Origin of the sequence: Neolewinella marina (assembly GCF_002631205.1) — a bacterium.
Classification (GTDB): Bacteria; Bacteroidota; Bacteroidia; order Chitinophagales; family Saprospiraceae; genus Neolewinella; species Neolewinella marina.
This window is the reverse complement of the sequence record NZ_PDLO01000001.1, coordinates 348,371-373,804: the sequence shown is the minus strand read 5'-3', so window position 1 is coordinate 373,804 and position 25,434 is coordinate 348,371. Positions and strand designations below refer to the sequence as shown.

Here is a 25,434-nt window from a genome sequence, read left to right as displayed (position 1 = left end):
TAAGCGCAGTGCGGGCAATGGTCAAAAAAGCGGAACGGAACCCCCGCACCCAATTTTTCCGGGGATAAAACTTCCTGCGCGACGGAAAATGTTCACGGCGTCTCTCTCATGCCTAAAAAGTCAAAGCAGGCAGTCCCTCGAAAATAAGCGCAAAGGCCCGTTCCTTAGATCGTCCCGCCGCCGGGGCGGGTCGCGTGTATCTTGTTATAGACCAGTACTTTACTATAATGGTGTTTGACCGTGCAATTGTTTGGTCCCGGGACTGATAAAAATGAAAAAGTGGCGGCCATCCGGGGATGACCGCCACTTCTCAAAGTAGTCGGAGGGGTTACTGACGGGGGGTCAGTACTCCGTCGATTACGTGAATGAGGCCGTTGCTGGCTTCAATATCGGTATCGGTAATGGTGGCGAACTCGCCGTTGCCGTCGGTCAGAATCACGTTGCCTTCGGCGTTGACCGAAGCGATCAGGCTACCTCCGCCCATGGTCTGGATACGGAAGAACCCTTTCTTCTTCTCGATGGCCTTCTTCAGGTCGGCGGCGGTCAGCTTGGAAGCCACAACGTGGTAGGTCAGTACCTGCTGCAGATGCTGCTTGTTGCTCTCCTGCATCAACGAAGAGGAAACGCTGTCGGGCAGGGCGGAAAAGGCATCGTTGGTGGGGGCAAACACGGTGAACTCACCGTTGCTGCTGAGGATGTCCACCAGTTCGGCGGATTTCAGGGCGCTTACGAGGCTGCTGAAATTGTTGTTGCCTTTAGCTACGTCGACGATCGTACCGTCGGCCATGCTACCGGTATTGGCGGTAACGCGGGTGTTGGCGGAGGTGGTAACGCCGCTGTTGTAGTCGGGCTTGCGGTCCCGCATATCGGCGGCCATTTCGTCATTGTTGGCTTTCATGTCCTCCTTCATTTCTTTCATGTCGGCGGCCATTTCGTCCTTGTGAGCTTTCATTTCCTCTTTCATGTTGTTCATGTCAGAAGCCATGGCGTCCTTCTTGGCCTGCATGTCCTCCTTCATTTCGCCCATGTCGGAACGCATGGCGTCCTGCTGGTCCTGCACCATTCCCATGGCACTGTTACCGGCCAGGGCCATCACGTCTACGTTGGCGGGTACCAGTACGTGGTCGATAATGTGAACGACGCCGTTGCTGGCCATGATGTCAGCTTGCTGTACGGTGGCGGTGTTGCCGGTAGCGTCCTTGATGACGACAGATCCTCCTTCGGAGGTAACGGTAAGGTCACCGTTCATGGTGGTGGCGGAGAGGCTCGCGTCAGCGGAACCTTCAATACCGTCCATGATGTCGGTGGAGGCCATCTGGTTGCTGGCGACGTGGAATTTCAGGATGTTGACCAGTGCGTCCTTGTTTTCAGGGCGAAGCAGGGCTTCGAGTACACCGGCGGGCAGTTGCTCAAAAGCGGCGTTAGTGGGGGCGAAAACGGTCAAGGTTCCTTCACCACTCAGGGCGGAGGTCAGTTCGGCGGCCTCAATGGCGGCCAGCAGGGTGCTGAGGTCCTGGTTTTCGGTAACGAGGGCGGCTACGGTGTTCTCGGTCATCTCGGCCGATTCACCCATATCCGTTTGTTCGGGAGTCGTCTGGGCGCTCAGGTTGGCGGGCGTGAAGGCCAGCACCATAAGCAGCGCCAGTACGCTGGAAATTAGTGATTTCATCTTGAAGGTTTTTTGTCAAAAAATAAAAAGCGTGCTTGGGGTAATGCACTGTGTTGGTATGCATAGAACAGGGTCCGAAGTGCGATGTTCGGGATCGGTTTGGGGGCCCAGCCCGGTTCTTTCGTTTCCAGGCGCACAATTCGGGGGGCAAGCCGTATCTATGCCTGGACCAAAAATCAAGCTTCGCCATGCTCAGTACCCTCAACCCCACCGCAACCCTCAGTTGGAAAGAACTCGAGATGCACGCCCACGAAATGCAGCAGCGGCACATGAAGGACCTCTTCGCCCAGGATCCGGACCGTTTCCAGCAATTCAGCCAGCGGGTGGAGGATATTCTGGTGGACTACTCCAAGAACATCATCACCCGGGAAACCCTGGACCTGCTGCTGCGGCTGGCCGAAGAATGCGGGGTGAAGGAAGCCACCGAAAAGATGTTTACCGGGGAGGTCATCAACGGGACGGAGGAGCGGGCCGTGCTGCACGTAGCCCTGCGCAACCGCGATCAGCGGGCCATCCTGGTCGATGGGGAGGACGTCATGCCCCAGGTGAACGAGGTACTGCAGCGCATGAAGGCCTTCGCCGGCCGCATCCACCGTGGCGAGCACCTCGGCTACTCCGGCAATCCCCTGACCACCGTGGTCAACATCGGTATCGGAGGGTCGGACCTGGGGCCGGTGATGGTCACCGAAGCCCTCAAACCCTACTGGATCGAGGGGCGGGAAGTCTACTTCGTCTCTAATATCGACGGCACCCACCTCTCCGAGGTCCTCAAGCAGGTGGACCCGGAAACCACCCTCTTCCTGGTGGCCTCCAAAACCTTTACTACCCAGGAAACCATGACCAACGCCCGCAGCGCGCGGCAGTGGTTCCTCGACAATGGCGGCAAGCAGGAGGACGTAGCCAAGCATTTCGTGGCCCTGAGCACCAATGCGGAGGGGGTGCGGGAGTTCGGCATCGACGAAGCCAATATGTTCGGCTTCTGGGACTGGGTAGGGGGGAGGTACAGCCTCTCGAGCAGCATCGGCATGAGCATCGCCCTCACCGTGGGCTTCGACAACTTCGAGCGGCTGCTGGACGGCCTCCACGCGATGGACGAGCACTTCCGTCACGCCCCCCTGGAGGAAAACCTCCCGGCCAAGTTGGCCCTAATTGGGATTTGGTACACCAACTTCTGGGATGCGGAAACCGAGGCCATCCTGCCCTACGATCAGTACCTCCACCGCTTTCCGGCCTACTTCCAGCAGGGTAATATGGAGAGCAACGGTAAGAGTGTCGACCGCGACGGCAACCCCATCGAGGACTACAACACCGGGCCCATCATCTGGGGTGAGCCCGGCACCAACGGACAGCACGCCTTCTACCAGCTCATCCACCAGGGCACGCGGCTCATTCCCTGCGACTTCATTGCCCCCGCGGTATCCCACAATCCCCTGGGCGACCACCACGCCATTCTGCTGAGCAACTTCTTCGCCCAGACCGAAGCCCTGATGAACGGCAAGAGCGCCGCGGAAGTGGAAGCGGAGCTGCGGGCCGACGGAAAGTCGGACGAAGAGATCGCCCGCCTCGTGCCCTTCAAGGTCTTCGATGGCAACCAGCCCACGAACAGCATCCTGGTTAAGGAGATCAACCCCTACACCCTCGGACAATTGATCGCCCTCTACGAGCACAAGATCTTCGTCCAGGGCGTGATCTGGAACATCTACAGCTTCGACCAGTGGGGGGTGGAGCTGGGCAAGCAACTGGCCAAGGCCATCCTTCCCGAACTGAAGGAAGACGGCCCGGTAAATAGCCACGACAGCTCCACCAACGGGCTCATCAACGCCTACAAGGAATGGCGGTAAACCAGCGTTTTTGTTTCGGGCCGCAGGGTAGGATATCCCTGTAGGGCGACTACTTTTGCGACCTCATGGACCGGGGGGAGGGCACAAGCCATCCCCCCGGAACCACCAACCCTCTTCCGCATGAAGGATCGCAGTCTGGCCGGCACCCTCCTGTTTCTGTTTTTCGAACTCAGCATTCTGATCGGCGGGATTTACCTCATCCAGTTCGATGAGGACCTGCGCTGGCTGGAGGGGCGCCCCGAGTTCTGGCGGGTGCTGCTGTACTTCGTGATGACCATCGCGGTGCTGAACGTGGTGACCCGCTTCATCAAGTGGCTGTACCAGCAACAGAACTACGCCAAACGGCGCGGCGCCAAGAACTTCATTTACGGGGTGGAGAACATCCGCAAGCTGCTCATCGGCGGAGTGGTCATCTTCACGATATTCAGTTTGATCGGGATCGACTTCCGCACCCTGTTCACCTCCCTGAGTATCGTGGCGGCGGCCATCGCCATCGTCAGCAAGGACTTCGTCAACGACCTCATCGTGGGCATCTACTATAGTTTTACCGACGTCTTCGAAGTCGGCGACTACGTCAGGTTCTATACCTACCGGGGGCGGGTGGCGGATATCGGCTTGCTGAAGGTCAAACTGATGAACGACAACGACGACGTGGTTATCCTGCCCAACGGCAAGGTCTACTCCAATGAGATTATCAACTATACGCGCCGCGACGTACGGCTGCTGAGCATCGACTTCGAAATGGACATCCGGGCCATCCAGAACGTTGACGTGCTGGAAAAAGAGCTCACTGAAAGTATCGCCGAGTACGCCGAAGTGATCGAGGAGGAATCCTACCTGCTTAAAATCGTCGAGGTCAAGAAAGACTATATGGAACTCAAGTTCCAGTTCCGCCTCAAGAGCCTGGACCGCAGCCGGCAACGGGAGATCAAACGTAGGGTGGTGCGCCAGGTTTTCAGCTACGTGAGCTCCCACAAGCCGAAATAGACTGTTAAGGAGGTTACATATAGGAATTTCGTCAATGGTTCCGGGGTTGTTAATATTGACCCTTCAGTAAACCTTTGTGATGACCTTACGTTCCCTCGCCCTTGGCGTTTCCTTGCACCTGCTTTTTTTCTCTTGTCAAGCCGATTCCGACCCGATAGTAGCCCCGGCAGCAGCGCTGGATGTGTTGCTGAATGAGCACGGCGGACCCGACGCTTTCCGGTTGCCCGCCGCCGACGACCTGGAGGCGCTGCCGCAGGATCCGCGCAACCCCCTTTCGCCCGCCAAGGTCGCGCTGGGACAACTGCTCTTCCACGAAACGGCCATCGCCACCAACGGCAAGACGGAAGAGGGTATCGGCACCTTCAGCTGTGCCTCCTGTCACTTTGCGGGGGCGGGCTTTCAGGCCGGCCGCTTCCAGGGCATTGGCGACGGAGGCCTCGGCTTCGGGGTCAACGGAGAGGGGCGGCGCCCCCACGAAGCGGTTCCCTTCGCCGACTTTGACGTGCAACCCATCCGTTCTCCTTCGGCCCTCAACACCGCCTACCAAGAGGTGATGCTCTGGAATGGACAGTTCGGAGCCACCGGAGTGAACGCCGGTACGGAAGACCGCTGGACGCCCGGCACTCCCAAGGAAACAAACACCCTGGGATATGAAGGACTCGAAACCCAGGCCATCGCCGGACTGACCGTCCACCGGATGGCCCTGGACGCGCGCCACGCCGAGGAATTGGGGTACCGTGACCTGTTCCAGGCGGCCTTCCCGGGCATTGAGGACACAAAACTGTTCACTCCGGAATATGCCGGTCTGGCCATCGCCGCGTACGAGCGAACCCTCGTGGCCGATCAGGCCCCCTGGCAACGCTACCTGAGGGGTGAGGAGGAAGCCCTCAATCCGGATGCGCTGCAGGGAGCCATCCTGTTCCTCGGCAAAGCCGGTTGTGTATCCTGCCATACGGGACCCGCCCTGAGCAGCAATACCTTCCACGCACTGGGAATGGACGATCTGGTGGACTGCGAGGAACCGACCATTGGAACCAGGGTGGACAACGCGGAGAACCTGGGCCGCGGCGGCTTTACCGGAAAGGCGGACGACAATTACCGCTTCAAGGTCCCACAGCTCTATAACCTGAAATCTTCTCCCTTTTACGGACACGGTTCCAGCTTCCGGACCGTCCGTGACGTAATCGCCTACAAAAACCGGGCAGAACCACAGAATGCCCGGGTACCCGCCGGCAGTCTCTCCGATGAATTTCAGCCCCTTGGCCTGACGGAGGAAGAAATTGACCAGCTGGCGGCCTTCGTACGCGATGGATTGTACGATCCCAACCTCGAGCGCTACGCCCCGCTGAGCCTGCCCTCCGGGCAGTGCTTCCCCAACAACGACGACCGGTCGCGGAAGGACCTGGACTGCTACTAGCACGCCAATTCGTTCGGTTGGGGTACCTTAGGCAACTCCAACCGAACGAATGATGACGCGCCTCCTTGCCCTTTTATGTTGCCTCGGACTGTCCACCGCCGCCCTGCGCGCCGAGGACGGCTACCGCCTCTGGCTCCGCTACGACCTTATCCAGGACGCTGACCTGCGGACCGCCTACCAACAACAACTCGGCCAACTTCACGTCGGCACCAACGTGGATACCACCCGCGAAATGATGGCCGTTTCTTTGCGGGAGTTACGCAATGGATTGCGCGGGCTTTTGGGGATTCACCTGGCACCCGCTGCTGGAGCCCCCGGAAAGGGTAGTGGCCTGGCCCTGCGACGTCTTGCCGCCGGCGAAATCGGTCCGGAAGGGTACCGCCTGCGGCAGCAGGGGAACCGGCTGGAACTGGCCGCGAGCGACGACCGGGGATTTCTCTACGGTACCTTCCACCTGCTGCGGATGCTGCAGATGGGGGAGTCACTGCGGGGATTGGACGTGGAGGAGGTGCCCGCCAAGGACATCCGTATCCTGAACCATTGGGACAATCTCGACGGCACCGTGGAGCGGGGGTACGCCGGCTTCTCCATCTTCAACTGGCATACGCTGCCTGACGTACTGGACCCCCGGTACACGGACTACGCCCGGGCCTGCGCCTCCGTGGGCATCAACGGCAGCGTGGTAACCAACGTCAACGCCAACGCCCTCATCTTCCGCGACGATTACCTGGAGAAGGCGGCCGCCCTGGCGGACGTTTTCCGACCCTACGGTGTTAAAATCTACCTGACCGCCCGCTTCAGCGCCCCCATGGAACTCGGAGGATTGTCCACCGCCGACCCCCTGGATCCGGAGGTGAAGGAGTGGTGGGCCGCCAAGGCCAAAGCGATCTACTCACGTATCCCGGACTTCGGCGGCTTCGTCGTCAAGGCCAATAGCGAAGGGCAACCCGGTCCACGGGAATACGGCCGCAGTCACGCCCAGGGGGCTAACCTGCTGGCCGATGCCCTGGCTCCCTACGGGGGCATCGTGATGTGGCGGGCTTTCGTCTACAACAGTGATCCGGAAGCGGACCGGGCCGCCCAGGCCTACGAAGAGTTCGTCCCCCTGGACGGGCAGTTCCGCGACAACGTGGTTGTCCAGGTGAAGAATGGCCCCATCGACTTTCAACCCCGCGAACCCTTCAGTCCCCTCTTCGGTGCCACTCCGGAGACGCCCCTGCTGCTGGAACTGCAGATTACCAAGGAATACCTCGGACAGGGCACCCACCTGGTGGGGCTGGCCCCCCTCTTTGCGGAGGTGCTGCAGGCCGATACCCACCAGGGCGGGGCGGGTACCACCGTGGCCTCGACCGTAACCGGACTGGCTGGCGTGAGCAATGTGGGAACGGCCCGCAACTGGACTGGCCACCCCTTCGGACAGGCCGACTGGTACGCCTTCGGACGGCTGGCCTGGGAGCCCGCCCTGGATCCCACTGCCATCTATGACGAGTGGGCGGCCCTGACCTACGGCGCCGACGAAGCGGTAAGGAAGACCATCTCCCGGATGCTGGTGGACTCCTGGGAAATCTGCGTCAACTACATGACCCCGCTGGGCCTCCACCACCTGATGGCCACCGGCCACCACTACGGACCGGGCCCCTGGGTCGACGAGCTGTCGCGGCCGGAATGGAACCCCGCCTACTACCACCGGGCCGACAGCGCCGGCATCGGCTTCGACCGCACCCTTACGGGCAGCAATGCCGTGGCCCAGTACGCTCCCGCAGTAAGGGAAAAGTTCGCCGACCCCCGCACCTGTCCCCCGGAATACCTGCTCTGGTTCCACCACCTGCCGTGGGACTGGCGGATGGACAACGGCAAGACCCTCTGGGAAGAACTCTGCCTACGTTACCAGGCCGGCGTGGAGGGTACGGAGTGGCTGGCCGCTGAATGGGCCTCCCTGGAGGGACAGGTCGACGCCGAACGTCACCGGGAGGTGAGCCAGTACCTCACCATCCAGCAACGGGAAGCCGAGTGGTGGAAAAATGCCTGCCTGGCGTATTTCCAGACCCATTCGCGGCGGCCCTTCCCTGAGGGGGTAGAAGCCCCGCCCCACGACGTGGAGCATTACCAGTCGCTGGACTACCCCTACGCCCCGGGCATCCGGCCGCGGTAGTGATCAGATCTTGCGCCGCTTGACCATGCCGCCGTGTACGTCGTTGATGCTGTTCATGGTGATGAAGGCCTGGTCGTCGATGTTGCGCACCACCTTCAGCAAGCGGTAGATCTCCAGACGGGTGACCACCACGTAGAGAATCTGTCGGTCCGGGGCGCCCTCCGGCAATCCGTAGCCGCCCTGGCCGCGCAGCTGGGTCACCCCGCAGCCGATTTTCTCAAGGAGGGCGTGACGGATCGCGTCGTTCTCCGGACTGATGATGAAGATGCCCGTATACTCTTCCACCCCGTCGATGATGAAGTCCAGCGCCTTGGAGGCCACGAAGTAGGTCAGCACACTGTACAGGGCCTGCTCAACCGACAGCAGGGCCGCGGCGGTGAGGAAGATGAGGACGTTGATCAGGATTACCCAGTCGCTCACCTTGGCGCCAATGCGGCGGCTCAGGTAAATGGCCAGTACTTCCGTGCCGTCCAGCACGCTGCCCCCCCGCATCGAAAGGCCGATGCCCGTGCCGAGAAAGAAACCGCCGAAGACCGAAACCAGCAAGGTGTCGTGCGTCAGTTCCGGGAAGTGGACGAAGTAGACCACCAGGGCCAGCAAGAGAATAGCCAGGGCCGTCTTGATGGCGAACTTGCGGCCGATCACCTGCCGGGCCAGATAGAGGAAGGGCAGGTTGATCAGGACAAGCAGGAAGGCCAGCGGTATGCCGGTCGTCTGGGATACCAGCAGACAGATGCCCGTCACCCCACCGTCGATGAATTCATTGGGCAGCAAAAATCCTTCCAGGCCAAAGGCGGCCAGGAATACCCCCAGGACAATGAGGGCTATGTCGACGTAGGGTACGCGCTTCAAACGGGCCATAGGCGGGCTAATTGGGGTAAACATCCGGCACTATAAGGCAGTATGACCGGTAGTTGTGGTAACTTCAAGGATACAATATGCTGAAATACACCCTCGCCGGCTTAATGTTGGCTTCCTGTTCCGACGGGCCGCCCCACACTCCGGAAACCCGCCCCGTAGAACACCCCAACGCCGGCAATACCGCCATCTATGACGTCGACGCCGACGACCCCTACGAGATGGGCGACAGCAGTTTCCTGGACCTCTATCCGGGTATGCCCTTGCCCGCCACCGATGCCCTGGCACCGGCGGGCGAAGTGTCCGTTCAGGAAACCACCTTCGACCGGTACTGGCTGATGGGAGAACGCGAGGATACCCTGGCTTACGTGTTGGTCGACCGACCTAACCGGACGATTTCTTCCATTCACGTCGTTTCCCCCGATGTAGCCACCCGAGCCGGACTGAGGGTGAGCAACAGCTTCGACGAAATCCGCCAACGCACCGGGGCCACGAAAGTGGTCAAAGACCCGGAGGGGCAGCCCCTGCTGCGCGGGGACGGCTGGATTCATTACCGGCTGACCTACTCCACGGGCAACGAAGCCGATACAATTCCCTCTGAGTCCACCGTCTCGGAGATCATCCTCCGTCACCGCTGATATGCTGACCGCCATCGTCATTCTTGCGGCCGGTGAGGGCCGTCGTATGGGTAGCATCAAGCAACTGCTGCCCTGGGGGCAGACCACCCTGCTGGCGCACACGGTCCGGCAAGCGGTGGCCTGCCCCGAATCGTACACCTACGTGGTACTGGGGGCCAACAAAGAGCTGCTGGAAAAGGAGTTGGAAGGGTTGAACGTTAACCTTATATACAATGCGGATTATCCTGAAGGATTAGGGTCCAGCATCCGGGCGGCGGCGCGTCACATATTGACCGAGGAAACCATACCCTTCACCCACCTGCTCGTCATGCTGGCCGACCAGCCGGCGGTCAACACCTCCTTTTTATCTTTGCTGTTGTTGACGGCCAAGGACCATCCCGGGGCGGTTGCGACCGACTACGGGGACCACGCCGGGGTGCCCGCCATCTTTCCCGCCGCCTCCTTTGCTGCACTAGAACAATTGGGCGGGGACGCGGGTGCCGGGCGGTTGCTGAATGCCGCCGAGACGGGTACCCTGCGCCTGACCCCTCCCTTTGCCATGTTTGATATCGACACTCCGGAAGACTACCGCCGCCATGAAGGAAATTCGTAACATCATCAGCCTCTACGATGAGTTCCGGAGCTCGGGGACGGCCTGTGCCCTGGCTACGGTGGTCAGCGTGGAGGGATCCTCCTACCGCCGCATCGGTGCCCGCCTGCTCGTGGGGGCCGACGGGCGCTATACCGGGGGAATCAGCGGGGGGTGCCTGGAAGGGGATGCCCTGCGGCGGGCGCAACGGGCCATCCACGAGGCGCGCCCCTCCAAACGGGTGTACGATACCCTGGAAGGGGAGGACCGCGAGATCGGTATCGGGCTGGGCTGCAACGGCCGCATCGAGGTGCTCTTCGTTCCCCTCGATTTTGCCGACACCCACAATCAGGTAGAAGTGCTGCGCGCCCGGGTTGATATCCGCGAGCCACGGATCCTGGTACAGACGGTGGAAGCGCCTCCGGGAGAACCGCTGGATGGAGTGCTGAGTGAAGTCCCCCCGGGCGCGGTGGACCTGCCGGATAGCCGGTCGCGGGTGATCGATTACACCGACGCAGCCGGCCGGCCGGGAAAGCGGCTCTACGAACGCCTGCGCCCCGAACTCCACCTCATCGTGATCGGCGATAATTACGACATTTTACCCCTGGTAACCACCGTCCGCCACCTGGGTTGGCGGTGCAGCGTGGTGGGGACGCGACGCAAATTCAATACGGCCCTCTCCGCCGCGGCCGACGGCCTGTATGACTACGGGCAGGCGGGAGCGTTGGCCGTGGACGACTATACGGCGGTAGCCTGTATGTCGCACGATTTCAATCGCGACAAGGAGATGGTTGAGGTATTTCTACCCAAGGCTCCTCCCTATCTGGGTCTCCTCGGCCCCCGAAAGCGGACGCTCAAGATGGATGCGGAACTCAGAAGCGAATCCGGATTGGACTTACTGGGGTACGATCACCTGTACTCGCCCATCGGGCTCGACATCGGTGCAGAAACGCCGGAGGAGATTTCCGTATCAGTCGTAGCCGAGATCATCCGGGTGTTCCGGGAGCGGCCGGGCACCTCCTTGCGGGAGAAGCCAGGGGCCATTCACGCCCGCTACTGATCGTCGAGCTCCATTTGCTCGGCCACCAGCGTCCGTTTGATCATGTGGTAGGTTTCTTCCTGGCTGCGGATGGACAGGTCGCTGCCCCCCCGGTAGTAGGTATTGCCCTGCTGGTCGCTCAGCAGGCGGGCCTTCACGTTGTCGGCGAGCTGGATGTCTAGGATCTCCAGAATCTTGTCCTTCAGTTCCTCATCGTAGATGGGAAAGGTAGTCTCGACGCGGTGACTCAGGTTCCGCGTCATGAAGTCCGCCGAGGACATGTAAACCAGTTCCTCCCCGGCGTGGTGGAAGTGAAAGATGCGGGCGTGCTCCAGGTAGCGGTCCACGATGCTGATGCCGTGGATGTTGTCGCTGTACCCTTTGCGGCCGGGCACCAGGCAGCAGATGCCGCGGACGATCAGGTTGATCATCACTCCGGCCTGGCTGGCCCGGTAGAGGAGCTCGATCATGGCCTTGTCTTGCAGGCTGTTCATCTTCAGCGTCATGGCGGCGGAGCGGCCGGCCTTGGCCTCCTTGATCTCGAATTCGATCAGTTTCTCCAGGCCACTGCGCAGGTTGAACTGTCCGACCAGCAGGTGCTGGAAGGGCTGGTCGGGAATCATCACGTTCTCTAAAAAGCTGAAGATGCGCGATACCTCGCTCGTGATCCGTTCGTCGGCGGTGAAGAGGCCGAAATCGCTGTACACCTTGGCGGTATCTTCGTGGAAGTTACCGGTAGACAAGTAGTTGTAAATCTGTTCCTTGCCGTTCTCTACCCGACGCACCAGTGCAAGCTTGGAATGCACCTTCACCCCGGGGAAACTGTAGTGGACGTGAACGCCGGCCTGCTCGAGTTTTTCCCCCCAGCGGAGGTTGGCCTCCTCGTCGAAGCGGGCCTTCACCTCGATGAATACGCTGACCTGCTTGCCCAGGGTCACCGCCCGCATCAGCGCCTGCATGATCCGCGACTTGCGGGCCACCCGGTACTGGACGATCTTGATGTGGCTTACCGCCGGATCCTCGGCCGCCCGCTCGAAGAAGCGCACCACCGACTCGTAGCTGTGGTAAGGGTAGTGGAGCAGGTGATCAGACTCCCGTACCGAAGCCCAGAAGTCCTCGGATTCCTCCAGGGCGGGGTAGGCCAGGGGCGGTTGGGGCGGGTAGAGCAGCTTGGTCATCCCGAAATTGGGGAAGCTGAAGAAGTCGAAGTTGTTGTGATAGCGCCCCTCGGCGAGGATGTCGTAGCGGTCCAGCTCGAAGGTGTCCTCCAGGTACTCCCGCAGCTGGGTGGGCATGGTGCGGTCGTAGACGAAGCGGCTGGCGGGGCCCACGTGGCGGCGGTTCAGGCTGGTCTTGATCTTGGCCAGCAGGTCGCCGGTGAATTCATCGTCGATGTACAGCTCGGCATCTCGGGTCAGCTTGATGCTGAAGGTGTCCTCGATTTCGTAACCCGGGAACATCCAGGAAACGGAGTGGCGCACGATGTCGTCGAGCATGATGATGTTGTGCTCGCCATCGGTGCTGGGCAGCTCGATGAAGCGCGGCAGGTGATCGCTAGGGATCTTGACGATGGCGTAGGCCGTTTTACCCTTCGCCTTGTCCTTCATCAGGATGGAGAGGTACAGCTGGGCGTTGTTCAGGAAGGGGCGCACCATGTCCTTGATCAGGAGTACGGGCTGTACGTAGGGCAGCATGTACTCCTTGAAGTAGTTCTGTACGAACTCCTGGTCTTCCTCCGACATGTCGAGGCGCCGCTTTAGGTGGATGCCGTGCTTGGCCAGTTGGGGGATGATCTTCTTCTCGAAAATGCGGCTGAACTCCTCCTGCTGGCGGTTGACGATGCGTTGGATGGTGCGTACCGTCTGCTTCGGGCTGATGTCGAGCTCGCGTTTCGTCTTTTTGTTGACGCGCAGCAGGTTGCGGTGGTTGGCCATGCGGACGCGGAAGAACTCGTCGAGGTTGGAGCTGTAGATGGCCAGGAACTTGAGCCGCTCGAAGAGGGGCAGGCTCTCGTCCTTGGCTTCCTGCAACACCCGGTGGTTGAAGGAAAGCCAACTGATGTCTCGGGGTATGGCCGGGTATTCTTTTTTCATCGGTAGGTCAAGTAAGGCTAAAAGAGGCTCATCTGCTCCGGGCCCTGCACGGAAGCGGGGCCCCGGGTTTCGGCGAAGTCCTGGGCAGCAAGGTGACCGGCCAACCAGGCGGCCGCATCGGGCGCCAGCACGTTGTCCGGTTCGTGGGGAAAGATAAACGTTTCCGGTAGATTCCACTCCCGCAGCTTCCGGGCCCAGTCCGCCAGGCGGGTGAAGTCGCTTTCGATCAGCCCGTTGCCCACGAAACGGATCATGGTACGGGGGGCGGTCACGTAGCCATGGAGTACGTCCCGTCGGCCGGCCACGTCGGTAATCACGGCCGCGGCGGCGTGGCGGGCCAGGGTGTCCATCAGGGCTTCGGTGGCGAAGGGGTCGCTGAACCAGCTTTCGTGGCGCACCTCCACCGCCAGCGGCAGCACCCGCGGCCACCGCCCCAGAAAGGCATCCAGGATGGGAAGTCGGTCAACCCCGAAGTAGGGGGGCAATTGGATGAAGGCGCAGCCCAGCTTTTCCCGCAGCCCGTCCAGGGCACCGACGAACTTCTGCAGGCCCCCGTCGCCCGCCCCGAGCTGTCCGGAGTGGCTGATGAACTGCGGCACCTTGGGGCAAAAACGGAAATCTTCCGGGACGCTGTCGTACCATTTCTTCACCATTTCCGCCGTGGGGATGCGGTAGTGGGTGGTGTTCATCTCGATGGTGTTGAACTGCTCGCCGTAGCGCTGCAGGTAGTCGGCGGGGCGCGTGCCCTCGGGGTACCACTTGCCTACCCATTCTTTCATGCTCCAGCCGGTAGCGCCGATGTAGATGCGCGGCCGCCCTTCTCCGGCGCCCAGCTCATAGCGGTCCAGCCGCGCGCGGTTCGCCAGAGGCTCCACGGGGAGGTGGTATTCAAGGGCGGTGGGGTCGGGAACTTTACCAAATTTCATTATCGACGTTGCCGAGCATTAAGGAATGGACTATCACCCAATAATCATATTAGATAATAGTTTAGAGTATATGTGCTTTTGCATTTTCCCCTGGATGATGCCTTGTGGTAATTCATCCGCATATCCTGTACCATGCTATTCCGCTTGCTGAGATTTCTTCCAGCGCTCCTTTTTTCTACCCTGATCTTTGCCCAGGATTACGGAGACGTCAAATTTGGTAAACTCAGTGCGGAAGACCTTGCCGCTACGCCCGGGGGAGCAGATTCCGCCGCCGCGGCCTATATCCTGTACGACCGGCTGGACCTAAAGTTCGTATACCTGCGCGATAAGGGACCCAGTACGGTTGAGGAGTTCCATACTCGGATGAAACTGATTACGCCGGCTTCCTTCGACCGCGCGAACGTATCCCTGCGGTACAATCGGGAATTTGAGGACATTTCCGGGTTAAAGGCCATGATCTACCTGCCCGACGGGGAAAAGATAAAGCTGTCCGGCAAGGATTTCGTCCGCGAACGCGACGGAGATTACAACACCGTGAAATTTACTTTTCCTCAGGTGACGCCCGGGGCCGTCATCGAATACACCTTTTCCCACCGTTCCGAGCATATCGTTATACCCACCCGCTTTGCCTTTCAGCGCGACGTACCGGTACGCTGGGCGGAATACACCGCCCTGATTCCCGACTATTACCGCTATGTCAGTCTGGGCATTGCCGGCAATTACGTCGTGAACGAAGTCGAAACCACCCGTCATCCCTGGGGACCGGTATTCCGTAAGGCACCCACCGCCCACGAACACGTGCCCCACAAGAACATTCGTTGGGCCATGCAGGACGTGCCGGCCTTCGAGCACCAGCCCTACACCAATAACGCAACCGACTATCTGCCCCGCGTGAGGTTGCAACTGCAGTCGGTTAACTATCCTGGTGAACTGATCCAGCCGGTCTTCAGCGACTGGAATGAAACGGTAAATAATCTCACCGAGCGGCGGGATTTCGGCCTTGCCTACCTGAACCGGACGAACTACAAGCACCTCTGGAATGCGGCTGAGGCGGAAATCAACCAGGCAAAAGATACCAGGGCCCGAATTGACGCGGCCTACCACTACGTTTGCCGGAACCTGCGCTGGAACGGATCCACCAGCATCTTCGGAACCGACAGCCCCAACAACATCCTGGAAAATGGAGAGGGCAACAGCGCGGACCTGAACCTGGCACTTCTTGCCCTCCTGCACGAAGCTGGTATTCCGGCTTACCCCCTTCTGGTTTCCCTGCGGGACCAGGGGAGTCCCATGGAAATCTATCCCATCCTGACCCAGTTCGACCACCTCCTGGTGTACACCGAGGTAGACGGGAAACCCTACCTCCTCGACGCCAACGGCCCGGGACGCCCCCCGGGGCTGCCCCGGGAAAAGGCCCTGAATCACCGTGGCTGGGTAGCCGATCCGCAGCAACCCCGGTGGGTTGACGTAGAAGTACCGCAAGCCAAACAGGTATTCCTGGCAACGATCAATGTCGACGAAACAGGCGCTTCCCGGGTTGCGATTCAGACTAAATCAGACAGCTATTACGCCCTGGATGGTCGGCAGGTACTCTCGCGCATGGAGACGCCCGCCGAGGGACCGATCGCGCGACAGATTATTGAGAAATTTCCGGAGGCGCTGGTGCGTTCCCAGAAGGTGACCCTCGGTGCCGATGACCCCGCCGGCCCCCTGGGCATCACCGTGGAGCTCGACGTTCCCGCCGGATTGCTTTCAGACGATTTTCTCTACCTGCAGCCGGTGATCATTCCGGTACTGAACGACGAACTCGACGACGTAGAGCAACGCCTCTATCCCATTGATTTTCCCTACCCCTGGCAGCTCCAGTACATCGCCAACGTAAAGGTGCCAGAAGGATACGTCGTCGAAGAACTGCCGCCCTCCATCCGCCTGGTCAGTCAGGACGGAGGCATGCAGGCTACCTTTTCGGCTTCGGAAGGCCTCGGCGGGGAGATCTCGATCGTGTTTCGGGTTCACCTGGACCAGACGGTCTACCCGGCCACGGCGTATCCTGTACTACGGGATATGTACCGCCGGATTATTGAGCTGCAGGAAACTACCATTGTCTGTCGCCGCGCCAAATAATCTGCGATAGTATTATTTGACCCAGTAGTACCTTGATTGACCCGGAGCGTTCCGGCACCCCCCCCTTACACACTATGTTGCGATTCCCTTGTCTGCTGGTATTCCTGTTATCGGGTATCCAGCTTATTGCCCAGACTGGACCCGACGTCACTTTCGGGCCGGTTAGCGACGAAGACCGTGCTCTCCGGGAAGCCCCCGGCGACCCCACGGCCGAAGCCTACGTGCTGTTTGATCGACTCAGCCTTGATTTCGAATTCAACGATACGGACGGGCCCTCGCTCACCGAGCGCCACCACCGGCGGGTAAAACTGCTCAAGCCGTCCTCCTTCGACCGGGCAAACATCACCCTGGAATACAACCGGGAATACGCCGAGATCAGCGAAGTGGAAGCTTTTATTCACCTCCCCACTGGCGGTACGCTGCCGGTGCCGTCCGACCAGATCCGCCTCGAGAAACTAAACGGTACCCGCGAGGCCTTCAAATTCACCTTTCCCCAGGTAAGCGAGGGAGCCATCCTGGAGTACCGCTACCTGGAACGCAGGAAGAACATCCTTATCCCGTCTCCCTACTACTTCCAGGAAGATATTCCGGTGCGTTGGGCCCAGTACGACGCCATGATTCCGCCGTATTACCGCTACGTTTCACTTTCCGCACCACGGCTCGACGTCAACGAGACCAAGCTTACGGCCCGGGCCTGGGGGCCCCGTTTCAACGTAAGCCCCTACAACGGCGGTGAGCAAAAGATCGATCATTGGGACATCTTGTGGGCCATGCGCGACCTGCCGTCTTTTCGCGATCAACCGTACAGCAACAACGTGAGCGACTACCTGCCCAGCGTCCGCCTGCAGTTACAGGCTGTGCAGTACCCAGGGCGCCCCGAGCAATCTATCTTCGGCGACTGGAAGGAGACCGTGAAGGAGCTGCAGGACCGCCTGGATTTTGGCCGCTACTACCGCAACAAGGTTAACTACAGCACCCTGTGGAAGGATGCGGCTCCGTCGATTACCGGCCAGGGTTCGGAGCGGGAAATAATCGAAGCCGCTTATGCCTTTATTAACCAGCACATCAGCTGGAATGGCGACTATGGTATGCTGGCCTCCCGCACGCCCGACCAGGTGTACCAGTCCCGAACCGGCACCTCCGCCGACCTGAACATCGCCCTGCTCAGTCTGCTGAACGAGGCCGGGGTGGAGGCCCACCCCCTACTGGTTTCCCTGCGGAATACCGGCGCGCCCATCGAGCAGTACCCCCTGCTGCATCAGTTCAACCACCTGATAGTCTACACCGAGGTGGACGGACAATCGCTGCTCCTGGATGCGGGCTCGGCCGACCGCCCGGCGGGATTGCCCCGCGAGCGGGCCCTCAACCACCGGGGGTGGGTGGCCGAGAAGGGCAACCCACGGTGGATCTCCCTGGAGGTACCCCCTTCCCGGCAGATTACGATGCTTGACGTGAACGTGGCGGAGTCCGGGCTGGCAGAGGTCGTCATCAAGTCGCGGATGCAGGACTATTTCGCCTTCAACGGCCGCAGTGCCCTGAAGCAACGCGAAAGCGACGCCGAAGCTCCGCTCGTCCCCGACCTGCTGAAGGTAATGCCGGAAGCACGGGTGACATCCTTTGCGGAAGAAGTGGTGGACGACGCGCCCCTCAACCAGTTCACCTATACCCTACAGGCTACGGCCCCCGTGGGGCAGCCGGTCGACCAGCTCCTGTACCTCCAGCCGATCCTGCTGCCTTTGGTAGACGGGGAGTTGGCGGATGTCGAAGCCCGGAATTTTCCCATCGATTTTCCTTACCCCTGGCAGCAGCGCTACATTGCCAATCTGCGACTGCCGGCCGGTTACGCCCTCGAGGAGGCTCCGGACGCCTTGCGCCTGCGCGCCGCCGACGGCAGTATGACGGCCACCTACCGCGTCGAAGAGGTGGCACCCGGCCACGTGTCGGTGGTGTATTCCGTCATCCTCGACCGCACCCTCTACGCATCGAGTGAGTATCCGGCCCTCCGCGAAATGTTCCGCCGCATCACTGAACTGCAAACTTCCCCCCTGGTCTTTAAAAAGGTACCATGATATGTCTTCCCTTAATGGTCTTACTGATTGTCTGGGCGGGTACGCAGGTGCGGGGTCAGGCCGAAATGCCGGCCGCACTCGCACTGCCCGATAGCCTGCGAGAGAACGCCAACTCCGTAGTACTTTCCTATGACCTCGACTACCACGTCACCTCCCTCCGTACAGCGACCATCCGGGAACGCAGGACCATCACCCTCCTGAACGGAAAGCACGACCGTGAGAATGTGGTTGCGGCCTACTACGACGGGGAGTCGAAAATCACCACCTTCGACGTATTGGCCACCGATCTTTTTGGCGGGGAGATATTCCGTGCCCGCAAGAGCGACATCACCGATGAGCGCATCACGGCCGAGGGGTCGTTCGTGGACGACCGCTGGGTGCGCTATACCAAGGTGCCCTGTACAAAGTACCCCTGTACCATCACCACCGAGGTAGAGCGGAAGGTCACCGACTTTGCGGCTATGGCCTTCCCCCATTGGAACCCCGTACACCGGGATCAGTCGCTGGTGACCGCCACCTTCACCGCCCGGGTGCCGGCGGAGATTCCACTGCTGTACACCGGTTATCTGGTACCCGAGCCCCAAACCACCGGTGAAGGGCAGGACCGGGTTTACCGCTGGAAACTTCAGAACATACCCGCCCAACCCAGCGAAGCCTTGTCTCCTCAGCCCACCGAGACGCTGCCCTTCGTACGGGTGTCACTTGGCGACTTTGAGATCGACGGCTATCGGGGCAGTTTCGGCGACTGGGAGCGCTTCGGCTCCTTCATTGGTACCATCATGGCCGGACGGGATGAATTGCCCGCTCGGCTCTCCGCCGAGGTACACGCTGAAGTGGAAGGAGCGACCTCCGACCGGGAAAAGATCGACCGCCTCTACCGCTTTATGCAGGACCGCTGCCGCTACGTAAGTGTACAACTGGGCATCGGGGGGTGGCAGCCTTTCAGTGCGGCCTACGTAGAGGAGAACCGCTACGGCGACTGCAAGGCATTGAGCAACTATATGGGCGCGATGCTCAAGGAGGTTGGAATCGCCTCCTATCCGGTGCTCATTCACAGTTCCGAAGTTCCTTACTACGCCATCCGGGAGGATTTTGCCACTTCGGCCTTTAACCATATGGTGCTTTACGTGCCTTCGGAAGACATGTATCTGGAATGCACCAGTAAGCACGCACCCACGGGTTATCTCAGCGAGTCTACCCTCGACCGGGGGGTGCTGTGGATCACCCCCGAGGGTGGGGTAATGGCCCGCACCCCCGCGCTAGTTCCGGCGGAGCACGGTCACCTGCGCTCCGTTACCCAGGTGTTGAAGGAGGATAACAATGTCGATTTCGTCCTCAACGCTACCTACTTCGGGGCGGAGCAGGAGCTCTTCCGGGGGCTGGCCGCCTACTTTGGCAGCCCGCAGGACCGGTTGGATTGGCTGCATAAGAACAGCTTCCTGCCCGATGTTTCCGGCAGCGACTTTCAGTATACCGTAGCGGGGGAGGCCCCCGAAGTATCGATGTCCTACACTACCCGGCTGAACAACCGACTCCGGAAAATGGGCAGCCGCCGCTTCCTTATGCTGAATCCCCAGCCCTATAACTGGATCCCCGAAGTCCAGGAAGAGCGGTCCTTGCCGGTGGACTTTCGCACCACACGCTTCCTGGTGGATACCGTTCGGGTGAATTACGAAGAGAACCTGGAGATTGAATCCGGACTCATTCGGGAACCTCTCGTTTTTGAACACCAAGTGGGAAAATACCGGGCTGAGATGCGGCGGACCGAGGAGGGGCTACTGTGGATTCGCACGCTCTTGCTCCGGCCGGTTCGCCTGCCGGCGGAAGACTATGGAAGCTTTCGACAGTTTTTCGTAGATGTAGCCAAGGCAGAATCATTGCAGTTGGTTCTGCGTGAACGCCGAACGAAATAGCTTATGGGGAGGGTGGGGGAGCATAATATTTAATGCTAATATGTCACGCAATATTAGCGGTGGATTAGAGGTTTAAACGGCGGCAATAATGCCCCCTCCGGAATGAATCATTTCCTATGGTTTATTCCCCACCTTCCACCCGCATATGATTCAACGACTACCTGCAATTGTATTGGTCTTCCTGTTTGCCGCTACGCTGTCCGCCCAGAACAGCACTACTCCGGGACATGGCCCTTCACCGGTCGAGCCCGTTCCCGTCGTTGCTCCGGTCGATCGACTCCCGGACCCAATTGTGCTGCCCGTAGCCACCACTGTGGCCCCAGCTACTCCCGAGGGGCAGTCGGATTTCCCGGCCGTGCGGAATATGTTTGCGGACCTGTCGGCCCTGTTGGAAGAGCACCCAGCCTTCACCCGGTCCATCTGACCGGAAACGGATAAATAAAACAGGGGTGCCGGCAATCGCCGGCACCCCTGTTGTGTGTAGTAGGCGGGTGAGGTCCTAGTAGCGGTAGTGCTCCGGCTTAAAGGGACCATCTTGCTCTACGCCGATGTACTTGGCCTGGGCCTCGCTGAGGTCTTCCAGTTCCACGCCGATCTTCTCGAGGTGGAGGCGGGCTACCTGCTCGTCGAGGTGCTTGGGCAGCATGTACACCTTGTTCTCGTACTGGTCGCGATGGTTCCAGAGTTCGATCTGGGCCAGCACCTGGTTGGTGAAGCTGTTGGACATTACGAAGCTGGGGTGACCCGTTCCGCAGCCGAGGTTCACCAGGCGGCCTTCGGCCAGGATGATGACGTCGTTGCCTTCGATGTTGTAGAGGTCGACCTGGGCCTTGATGTTGTCCTTGGTGTGGCCGTAGTTCTTGTTGAGCCACGCCATGTCGATCTCGTTGTCGAAGTGGCCGATGTTGCAGACGATGGTCTTGTCCTTCATGGCGCGGAAGTGGCGCTCGGTGAGGATGTTGAAGTTTCCGGTAGCGGTGACAATGATGTCGGCCCGGGGCACGGCGTTGTCCATGCGCTTCACTTCGAATCCGTCCATCGCGGCCTGGAGGGCGCAGATGGGATCGATCTCGGTGACGATCACGCGGCAGCCGGCACCGCGCAGGCTGGCGGCGGTACCCTTGCCAACGTCGCCGTAGCCGGCTACGACGGCTACTTTGCCGGCCATCATCACGTCGGTGGCCCGGCGGATGGCGTCGACGGCCGATTCCTTACAGCCGTACTTGTTGTCGAACTTCGACTTCGTTACCGAGTCGTTCACGTTGATGGCGGGCATCACCAGGGTGCCGTTCTTCATGCGCTCGTAGAGGCGGTGGACACCAGTGGTGGTTTCCTCCGAAAGGCCGCGGATACCGTCTACCAGCTCGGGGTGCTCGTCGAAGACCATGTTGGTCAGGTCACCACCGTCGTCGAGGATCATGTTCAGGGGCTGACCGTCGGGGAAGGCGTAGAGCGTCTGCTCGATGGCCCAATTGAATTCCTCCTCCGTCATGCCCTTCCAGGCGTAAACGGGAACACCGGCGGCGGCAATGGCGGCGGCGGCGTGGTCCTGGGTGGAGAAGATGTTGCAGCTCGACCAGGTCACCTGGGCGCCGAGCTCGACCAGCGTCTCAATGAGTACGGCAGTCTGGATGGTCATGTGGAGGCAGCCGGCAATGCGGGCTCCTTTAAGGGGCTTGCTCTCGCCGTACTGCTCGCGCAGGGCGATGAGGCCGGGCATTTCGGCCTCGGCGAGGCGGATCTCCTTGCGACCCCAGTCGGCGAGGTTGATGTCTTTAACCTTGTAGTTCGGGCGGGTGTCCGTAGTAGGCATAGTTATCGATTTTAGCGCGCAAAGGTAGGGTTTTTTTCGCGGGTGGGCCTGGTCAGACATCGGATGTTGGTAGGGTGTCAATTTGTCATACATCGGATGTCGATTGGTCAATATCGGTCAGTTTTTCAGGCGAATGATTGCTATGTCGTATGAACGTATAACAAATCCTAGTGCTGACAACCTGTCAGACATCCGATGTCTGACAAGCTGTCAGGCGGACAACATCCGATGTCTGCCGCCCAATGAACATTGCCCCCCCGCCCCCGGTAAAGCATTGCTACCTTAACCCCCGCGATGACTATAAGAATACTGCGTATTACCCTCTGCTGCGCCGTCCTGCTGGCGGTGCTCTTTCCCGCCAACCCCGCCGGAAGCTATCCCATCGACGGCTATGAAAAGACGGGCATCGAGCGACTGGTGCGCCTGGCCCGCATGGACAGCGCGGCCCTGGTGCGTGCCCTGCCATACGGTGCACGCCACAGCCTGGAATACGTCCGACTGAACCTGATGGCCAATCCACTGGACAGCCTGCCCGCGGTCAGCCCGGAACTGCAGAAGGAGATCAGTAGCATCTTCCCCAACATGCATCCATCGTATTCCGTGGCCGTCTTCGACATGACACCGGGCCGCCCCCACCGCTACGCCGAGCGCAACCCCAACTCCGGCTACCAGCCCGGCAGCGTGGGCAAGCTGGCCGTCGCTACTGCCTTTTTCTGTGAATTGCAGAATCTCTACCCCGACAGCATCCAGCAGCGTTGGGACCTGATGCGCAAGAAAGTCGTCAAGGCCGGCCCCTTCGGCGTCTATGACCACCATACCATCCCCATCTACGACCCGGAAACCGAGCGCTACTCCCGCAAGCGGGTAGACCCCTCCGACGAGTTCAACCTCTACCAGTGGCTCGACCATATGCTCTCGGTCAGCAACAACGGAGCCGCCAGCATCGTGTGGCGGGAAGCCCTGCTGATGCGGGTGTTCGGCGATCGCTACCCCGACCTCACCTACGAGGAGATGATGGACTACTTCAAGACCACCCCCCGGTCCGAACTCCGCGACCTCGGCGAAGACATCGTCAACGGTCCCCTGCGCGATATGGGTATCGACGGTGATGCCTGGCGCCTGGGCACCATGTTCACCCGGGGCGCCAGCGGTATCGTGCCCCCCAAGGGAGGAAGCATCGGTACGGTGCGCGGACTGATGCAGTGGCTCACCGCCCTTGAGTCGGGCAGGGTAGTCGACGCTCCCTCGAGCCTGGAGATCAAACGGCTGATGTACATGACCGACCGCCGGATCCGCTACGCCCACGCGCCCGCCCTGGACTCCGCCGCCGTCTACTTCAAGTCCGGCTCCCTCTACGGCTGCCTGGCCGGCACAAGCTGCGCCAAGTACAAGGGCAACCGCATGAACTACATGAACTCGGTGGCCATCGTCGAGCAGCCCGACGGCACCCGCTACCTCGTCGCCCTCATGTCGAACGTCCTGAGCCGCAACTCCGCCTACGACCACCAGGTATTGGCCACCCGGATCGACAAAGTGATTCGCCGCACCCAGGCGGCCGACCCCAGCGAGAACATTGGTACGGGAGAAGACCCGCGAGAGAGCGGGAACTAGCTGAGCCGACCCATCACGAAAAAGGCCTCCCATCCAGCATGGACGGGAGGCCTTTTTCGTGGTTGTAAAACCTGGCTTACTTCGATTTCGGGAAGGAGGGCCGCACCTCAACCTTGCTCGGCAGGGTACGGGCGGGCATCCGGAGAAGGTCAATCACCATCTGGCCGAGGTCTTCGATCTGGATCTTCCAGGCGTCGCTTTCGTCCGGTTCGTTGCCGTTGAAGTGGGTGGCCACGGAGCCGGGCATGATGGTTGAGACCTTGACGCCGTGATTGCGTACGTCGAGCATTACGGCTTGGGTAAAGCCGACGACGCCGAATTTGCTGGCGTTGTAGGCGGCTCCGCCCGCGAAGAAGTTGGTACCCGCCAGGCTGGCAATGGTGAACAGGTAGCCCTGGCTCTTCATCAGGGCGTCCATGCTGGCCTTCACCGTATTGAAGGTGCCGGTGAGGTTGATGTCGATGGTTTCATTCCACTGCTCGGGGGTGAGTTCGTGCACCGGACCAAAGTGGCCCACCCCGGCGTTGGCCACGACGATATCAAGTCCGCCGTAGGTGTCAATGCCGAGTTGCACTGCCCGCTGCTGGCTTTCGAGGTCGCGGACGTCGGCTTCGGTACCGGTGCACTTCCCGGGGTGGCCCAGGTCATTCAGCCGGTCGGCCGCTTCGGTCGCCGAGGATTGGCTGCGGCTGGTGATGACCACGTTGACGCCATTTTCCATGAGTTTTTCGGCGATTCCGTAACCAATTCCCTTACTGCCGCCGGTTACGTAAGCGGTCTTGTTCTTCAGATCGTTCATGCCCCTTGCAACGCAAACTGCCTTTAAAGGTTGGGCGCTGAACCCGGGCCCACTGCCGCTTGTCTGATAGTCTAGATGGACAAACTTACCATTGGGATAACGCTTTCGGGCGGCGGCGCGCGGGGTGCCGCGCACATCGGGGCACTGCGCGCGCTGACGGAGGCGGGCATCGAGCCCCAAAAGGTCGTAGGCGTCAGTGCCGGTGCGCTGGTGGGGGCCATGTACGCCGCCGGCGTAAGCGCCGACGACATGATGGCTTTCGCGTTGCAGTCGTCCATCTTCCGCTTCTACAAACTGGGCATGCCCCTGACCGGTCTTACGAGCAGCGATTACCTCCAGGAACGGTTGGCTACGGTCATCCCTCAGAACAGCTTCGAGGGGCTCAAAAAGCACTTCTACGTAGGAGTAACCAACCTGAATACCGGGCAGCTGGAATGCCACGACAGTGGTCCCCTGCACGAACTCGTGGCCGCCAGCTGCGGCATCCCCTTTCTGTTCCGGCCGGTGGTGATCAACGGCGCCCAGTACGTGGACGGCGGCGTGATCGAGAACATGCCGGTCAAGCCGTTGCTGAACCAGGCCGACTTCATCATCGGCAGCAACCTCATGCCCTACGAGAGCCTCAAGCCCGCCGACGTAAAGACCGTGATCGGCATCGTCTGGCGTTGTTTTGACCTTTCCATCATGGCAAATACCCTGCCTTCGGCCGAACTTTGCGACGTGGTGCTCGAGCCCAGCAACCTGAACGACTACCACATCTTTAACCTGAACCGCCTGACGGACCTGCACGATCTGGGGTACGAGCATACCCGGAAGCGCTTGCCCTACATTATGCGTTTGCTGGAAAGCAAGCGCGAGTTGCTCGAGATACTATGACGCTACGCCTCCGCCAAGTCAATTACTTTCGCGGCCCAATT

General features: G+C 60.2%; 19 protein-coding genes. 13 read left to right on the top strand and 6 right to left on the bottom strand.

The features are described from left to right. Positions 1–328: 328 nt before the first annotated feature. The gene (locus CGL56_RS01490; protein WP_099104729.1) at positions 329–1,669 is read right to left on the bottom strand and encodes a fasciclin domain-containing protein; all 1,341 of its coding nucleotides are present in this window, start codon (positions 1,667–1,669) and stop codon (positions 329–331) included. Between the two features lie 188 nt (positions 1,670–1,857). Here CGL56_RS01490 and pgi point away from each other — a divergent pair, with 188 nt between their 5' ends. The 4 genes from pgi to CGL56_RS01470 all read left to right on the top strand — a co-directional run bounded on the left by pgi (position 1,858) and on the right by CGL56_RS01470 (position 8,066). After that, on the top strand, positions 1,858–3,510 hold the full coding sequence (gene pgi / locus CGL56_RS01485; RefSeq protein ID WP_099104728.1) for a glucose-6-phosphate isomerase: 1,653 nt from the start codon (positions 1,858–1,860) through the stop codon (positions 3,508–3,510). Positions 3,511–3,630: 120 nt separating this feature from the next. Further along, positions 3,631–4,497 carry a mechanosensitive ion channel family protein gene (locus tag CGL56_RS01480; RefSeq protein WP_099104727.1) on the top strand — a complete coding sequence of 289 codons (867 nt, stop codon included), beginning with the start codon at positions 3,631–3,633 and terminating at the stop codon, positions 4,495–4,497. A gap of 79 nt (positions 4,498–4,576) precedes the next feature. Next, positions 4,577–5,914, top strand: a complete 1,338-nt coding sequence (locus CGL56_RS01475; RefSeq protein WP_099104726.1) for a cytochrome-c peroxidase — start codon at positions 4,577–4,579, stop codon at positions 5,912–5,914. 52 nt (positions 5,915–5,966) lie between these two features. Next, complete coding sequence (locus CGL56_RS01470) at positions 5,967–8,066, top strand: alpha-glucuronidase family glycosyl hydrolase (protein WP_222837656.1); 2,100 nt, start codon at positions 5,967–5,969, stop codon at positions 8,064–8,066. Between the two features lie 3 nt (positions 8,067–8,069). Here the strand turns inward: CGL56_RS01470 and CGL56_RS01465 are convergent, their stop codons facing one another. Beyond that, entirely contained in the window at positions 8,070–8,927 is an 858-nt protein-coding gene (locus tag CGL56_RS01465; protein ID WP_099104724.1) for a YitT family protein, read from the bottom strand. A gap of 77 nt (positions 8,928–9,004) precedes the next feature. Here CGL56_RS01465 and CGL56_RS01460 point away from each other — a divergent pair, with 77 nt between their 5' ends. From CGL56_RS01460 to CGL56_RS01450, 3 genes are read left to right on the top strand one after another with little or no spacing between them, the layout of a single operon-like run. Next, positions 9,005–9,562: a hypothetical protein gene (locus CGL56_RS01460; RefSeq protein WP_099104723.1), complete on the top strand. Its 558-nt coding sequence runs from the start codon at positions 9,005–9,007 to the stop codon at positions 9,560–9,562. Position 9,563: 1 nt separating this feature from the next. Further along, on the top strand, positions 9,564–10,154 hold the full coding sequence (locus CGL56_RS01455) for a nucleotidyltransferase family protein (protein ID WP_099104722.1): 591 nt from the start codon (positions 9,564–9,566) through the stop codon (positions 10,152–10,154). Further along, entirely contained in the window at positions 10,138–11,190 is a 1,053-nt protein-coding gene (locus tag CGL56_RS01450; protein ID WP_099104721.1) for an XdhC family protein, read from the top strand. Before CGL56_RS01455 ends, CGL56_RS01450 begins: the two co-directional genes overlap by 17 nt. On the opposite strand, the gene ppk1 is transcribed toward CGL56_RS01450, so the two are convergent. Both ppk1 and CGL56_RS01440 read right to left on the bottom strand, forming a co-directional pair. Beyond that, positions 11,184–13,262, bottom strand: coding sequence for a polyphosphate kinase 1 (gene ppk1 / locus CGL56_RS01445; RefSeq protein WP_099104720.1), 2,079 nt, complete (start codon positions 13,260–13,262; stop codon positions 11,184–11,186). The two genes, CGL56_RS01450 and ppk1, sit on opposite strands and share 7 nt — an antisense overlap. 17 nt (positions 13,263–13,279) lie before the next feature. Then, positions 13,280–14,188, bottom strand: a complete 909-nt coding sequence (locus CGL56_RS01440) for a DUF72 domain-containing protein (protein WP_099104719.1) — start codon at positions 14,186–14,188, stop codon at positions 13,280–13,282. Positions 14,189–14,320: 132 nt separating this feature from the next. On the opposite strand from CGL56_RS01440, the gene CGL56_RS01435 reads away from it, so the two are divergent. From CGL56_RS01435 to CGL56_RS01420, 4 genes are all read left to right on the top strand, one after another. Beyond that, a complete protein-coding gene (locus CGL56_RS01435; protein ID WP_099104718.1) occupies positions 14,321–16,312 on the top strand; it encodes a DUF3857 domain-containing protein in 1,992 nt (663 codons plus the stop codon). 74 nt (positions 16,313–16,386) lie between these two features. After that, positions 16,387–18,381, top strand: a complete 1,995-nt coding sequence (locus tag CGL56_RS01430; RefSeq protein ID WP_099104717.1) for a DUF3857 domain-containing protein — start codon at positions 16,387–16,389, stop codon at positions 18,379–18,381. Positions 18,382–18,395: 14 nt separating this feature from the next. Continuing rightward, positions 18,396–20,294, top strand: a complete 1,899-nt coding sequence (locus CGL56_RS01425) for a transglutaminase-like domain-containing protein (RefSeq protein ID WP_167641524.1) — start codon at positions 18,396–18,398, stop codon at positions 20,292–20,294. Positions 20,295–20,439: 145 nt separating this feature from the next. Then, complete coding sequence (locus CGL56_RS01420) at positions 20,440–20,718, top strand: hypothetical protein (protein ID WP_099104715.1); 279 nt, start codon at positions 20,440–20,442, stop codon at positions 20,716–20,718. Positions 20,719–20,793: 75 nt separating this feature from the next. On the opposite strand, the gene ahcY is transcribed toward CGL56_RS01420, so the two are convergent. Continuing rightward, on the bottom strand, positions 20,794–22,107 hold the full coding sequence (gene ahcY, locus CGL56_RS01415) for an adenosylhomocysteinase (protein WP_099104714.1): 1,314 nt from the start codon (positions 22,105–22,107) through the stop codon (positions 20,794–20,796). Positions 22,108–22,401: 294 nt separating this feature from the next. Here ahcY and CGL56_RS01410 point away from each other — a divergent pair, with 294 nt between their 5' ends. Continuing rightward, positions 22,402–23,718 carry a serine hydrolase gene (locus tag CGL56_RS01410; protein WP_245183948.1) on the top strand — a complete coding sequence of 439 codons (1,317 nt, stop codon included), beginning with the start codon at positions 22,402–22,404 and terminating at the stop codon, positions 23,716–23,718. Between the two features lie 76 nt (positions 23,719–23,794). On the opposite strand, the gene CGL56_RS01405 is transcribed toward CGL56_RS01410, so the two are convergent. Next, positions 23,795–24,517: an SDR family oxidoreductase gene (locus CGL56_RS01405; protein ID WP_187305561.1), complete on the bottom strand. Its 723-nt coding sequence runs from the start codon at positions 24,515–24,517 to the stop codon at positions 23,795–23,797. Between the two features lie 75 nt (positions 24,518–24,592). Between CGL56_RS01405 and CGL56_RS01400 the strand changes: the two genes are divergently transcribed. Continuing rightward, complete coding sequence (locus tag CGL56_RS01400; RefSeq protein ID WP_099104713.1) at positions 24,593–25,393, top strand: patatin-like phospholipase family protein; 801 nt, start codon at positions 24,593–24,595, stop codon at positions 25,391–25,393. Positions 25,394–25,434: the final 41 nt, after the last annotated feature.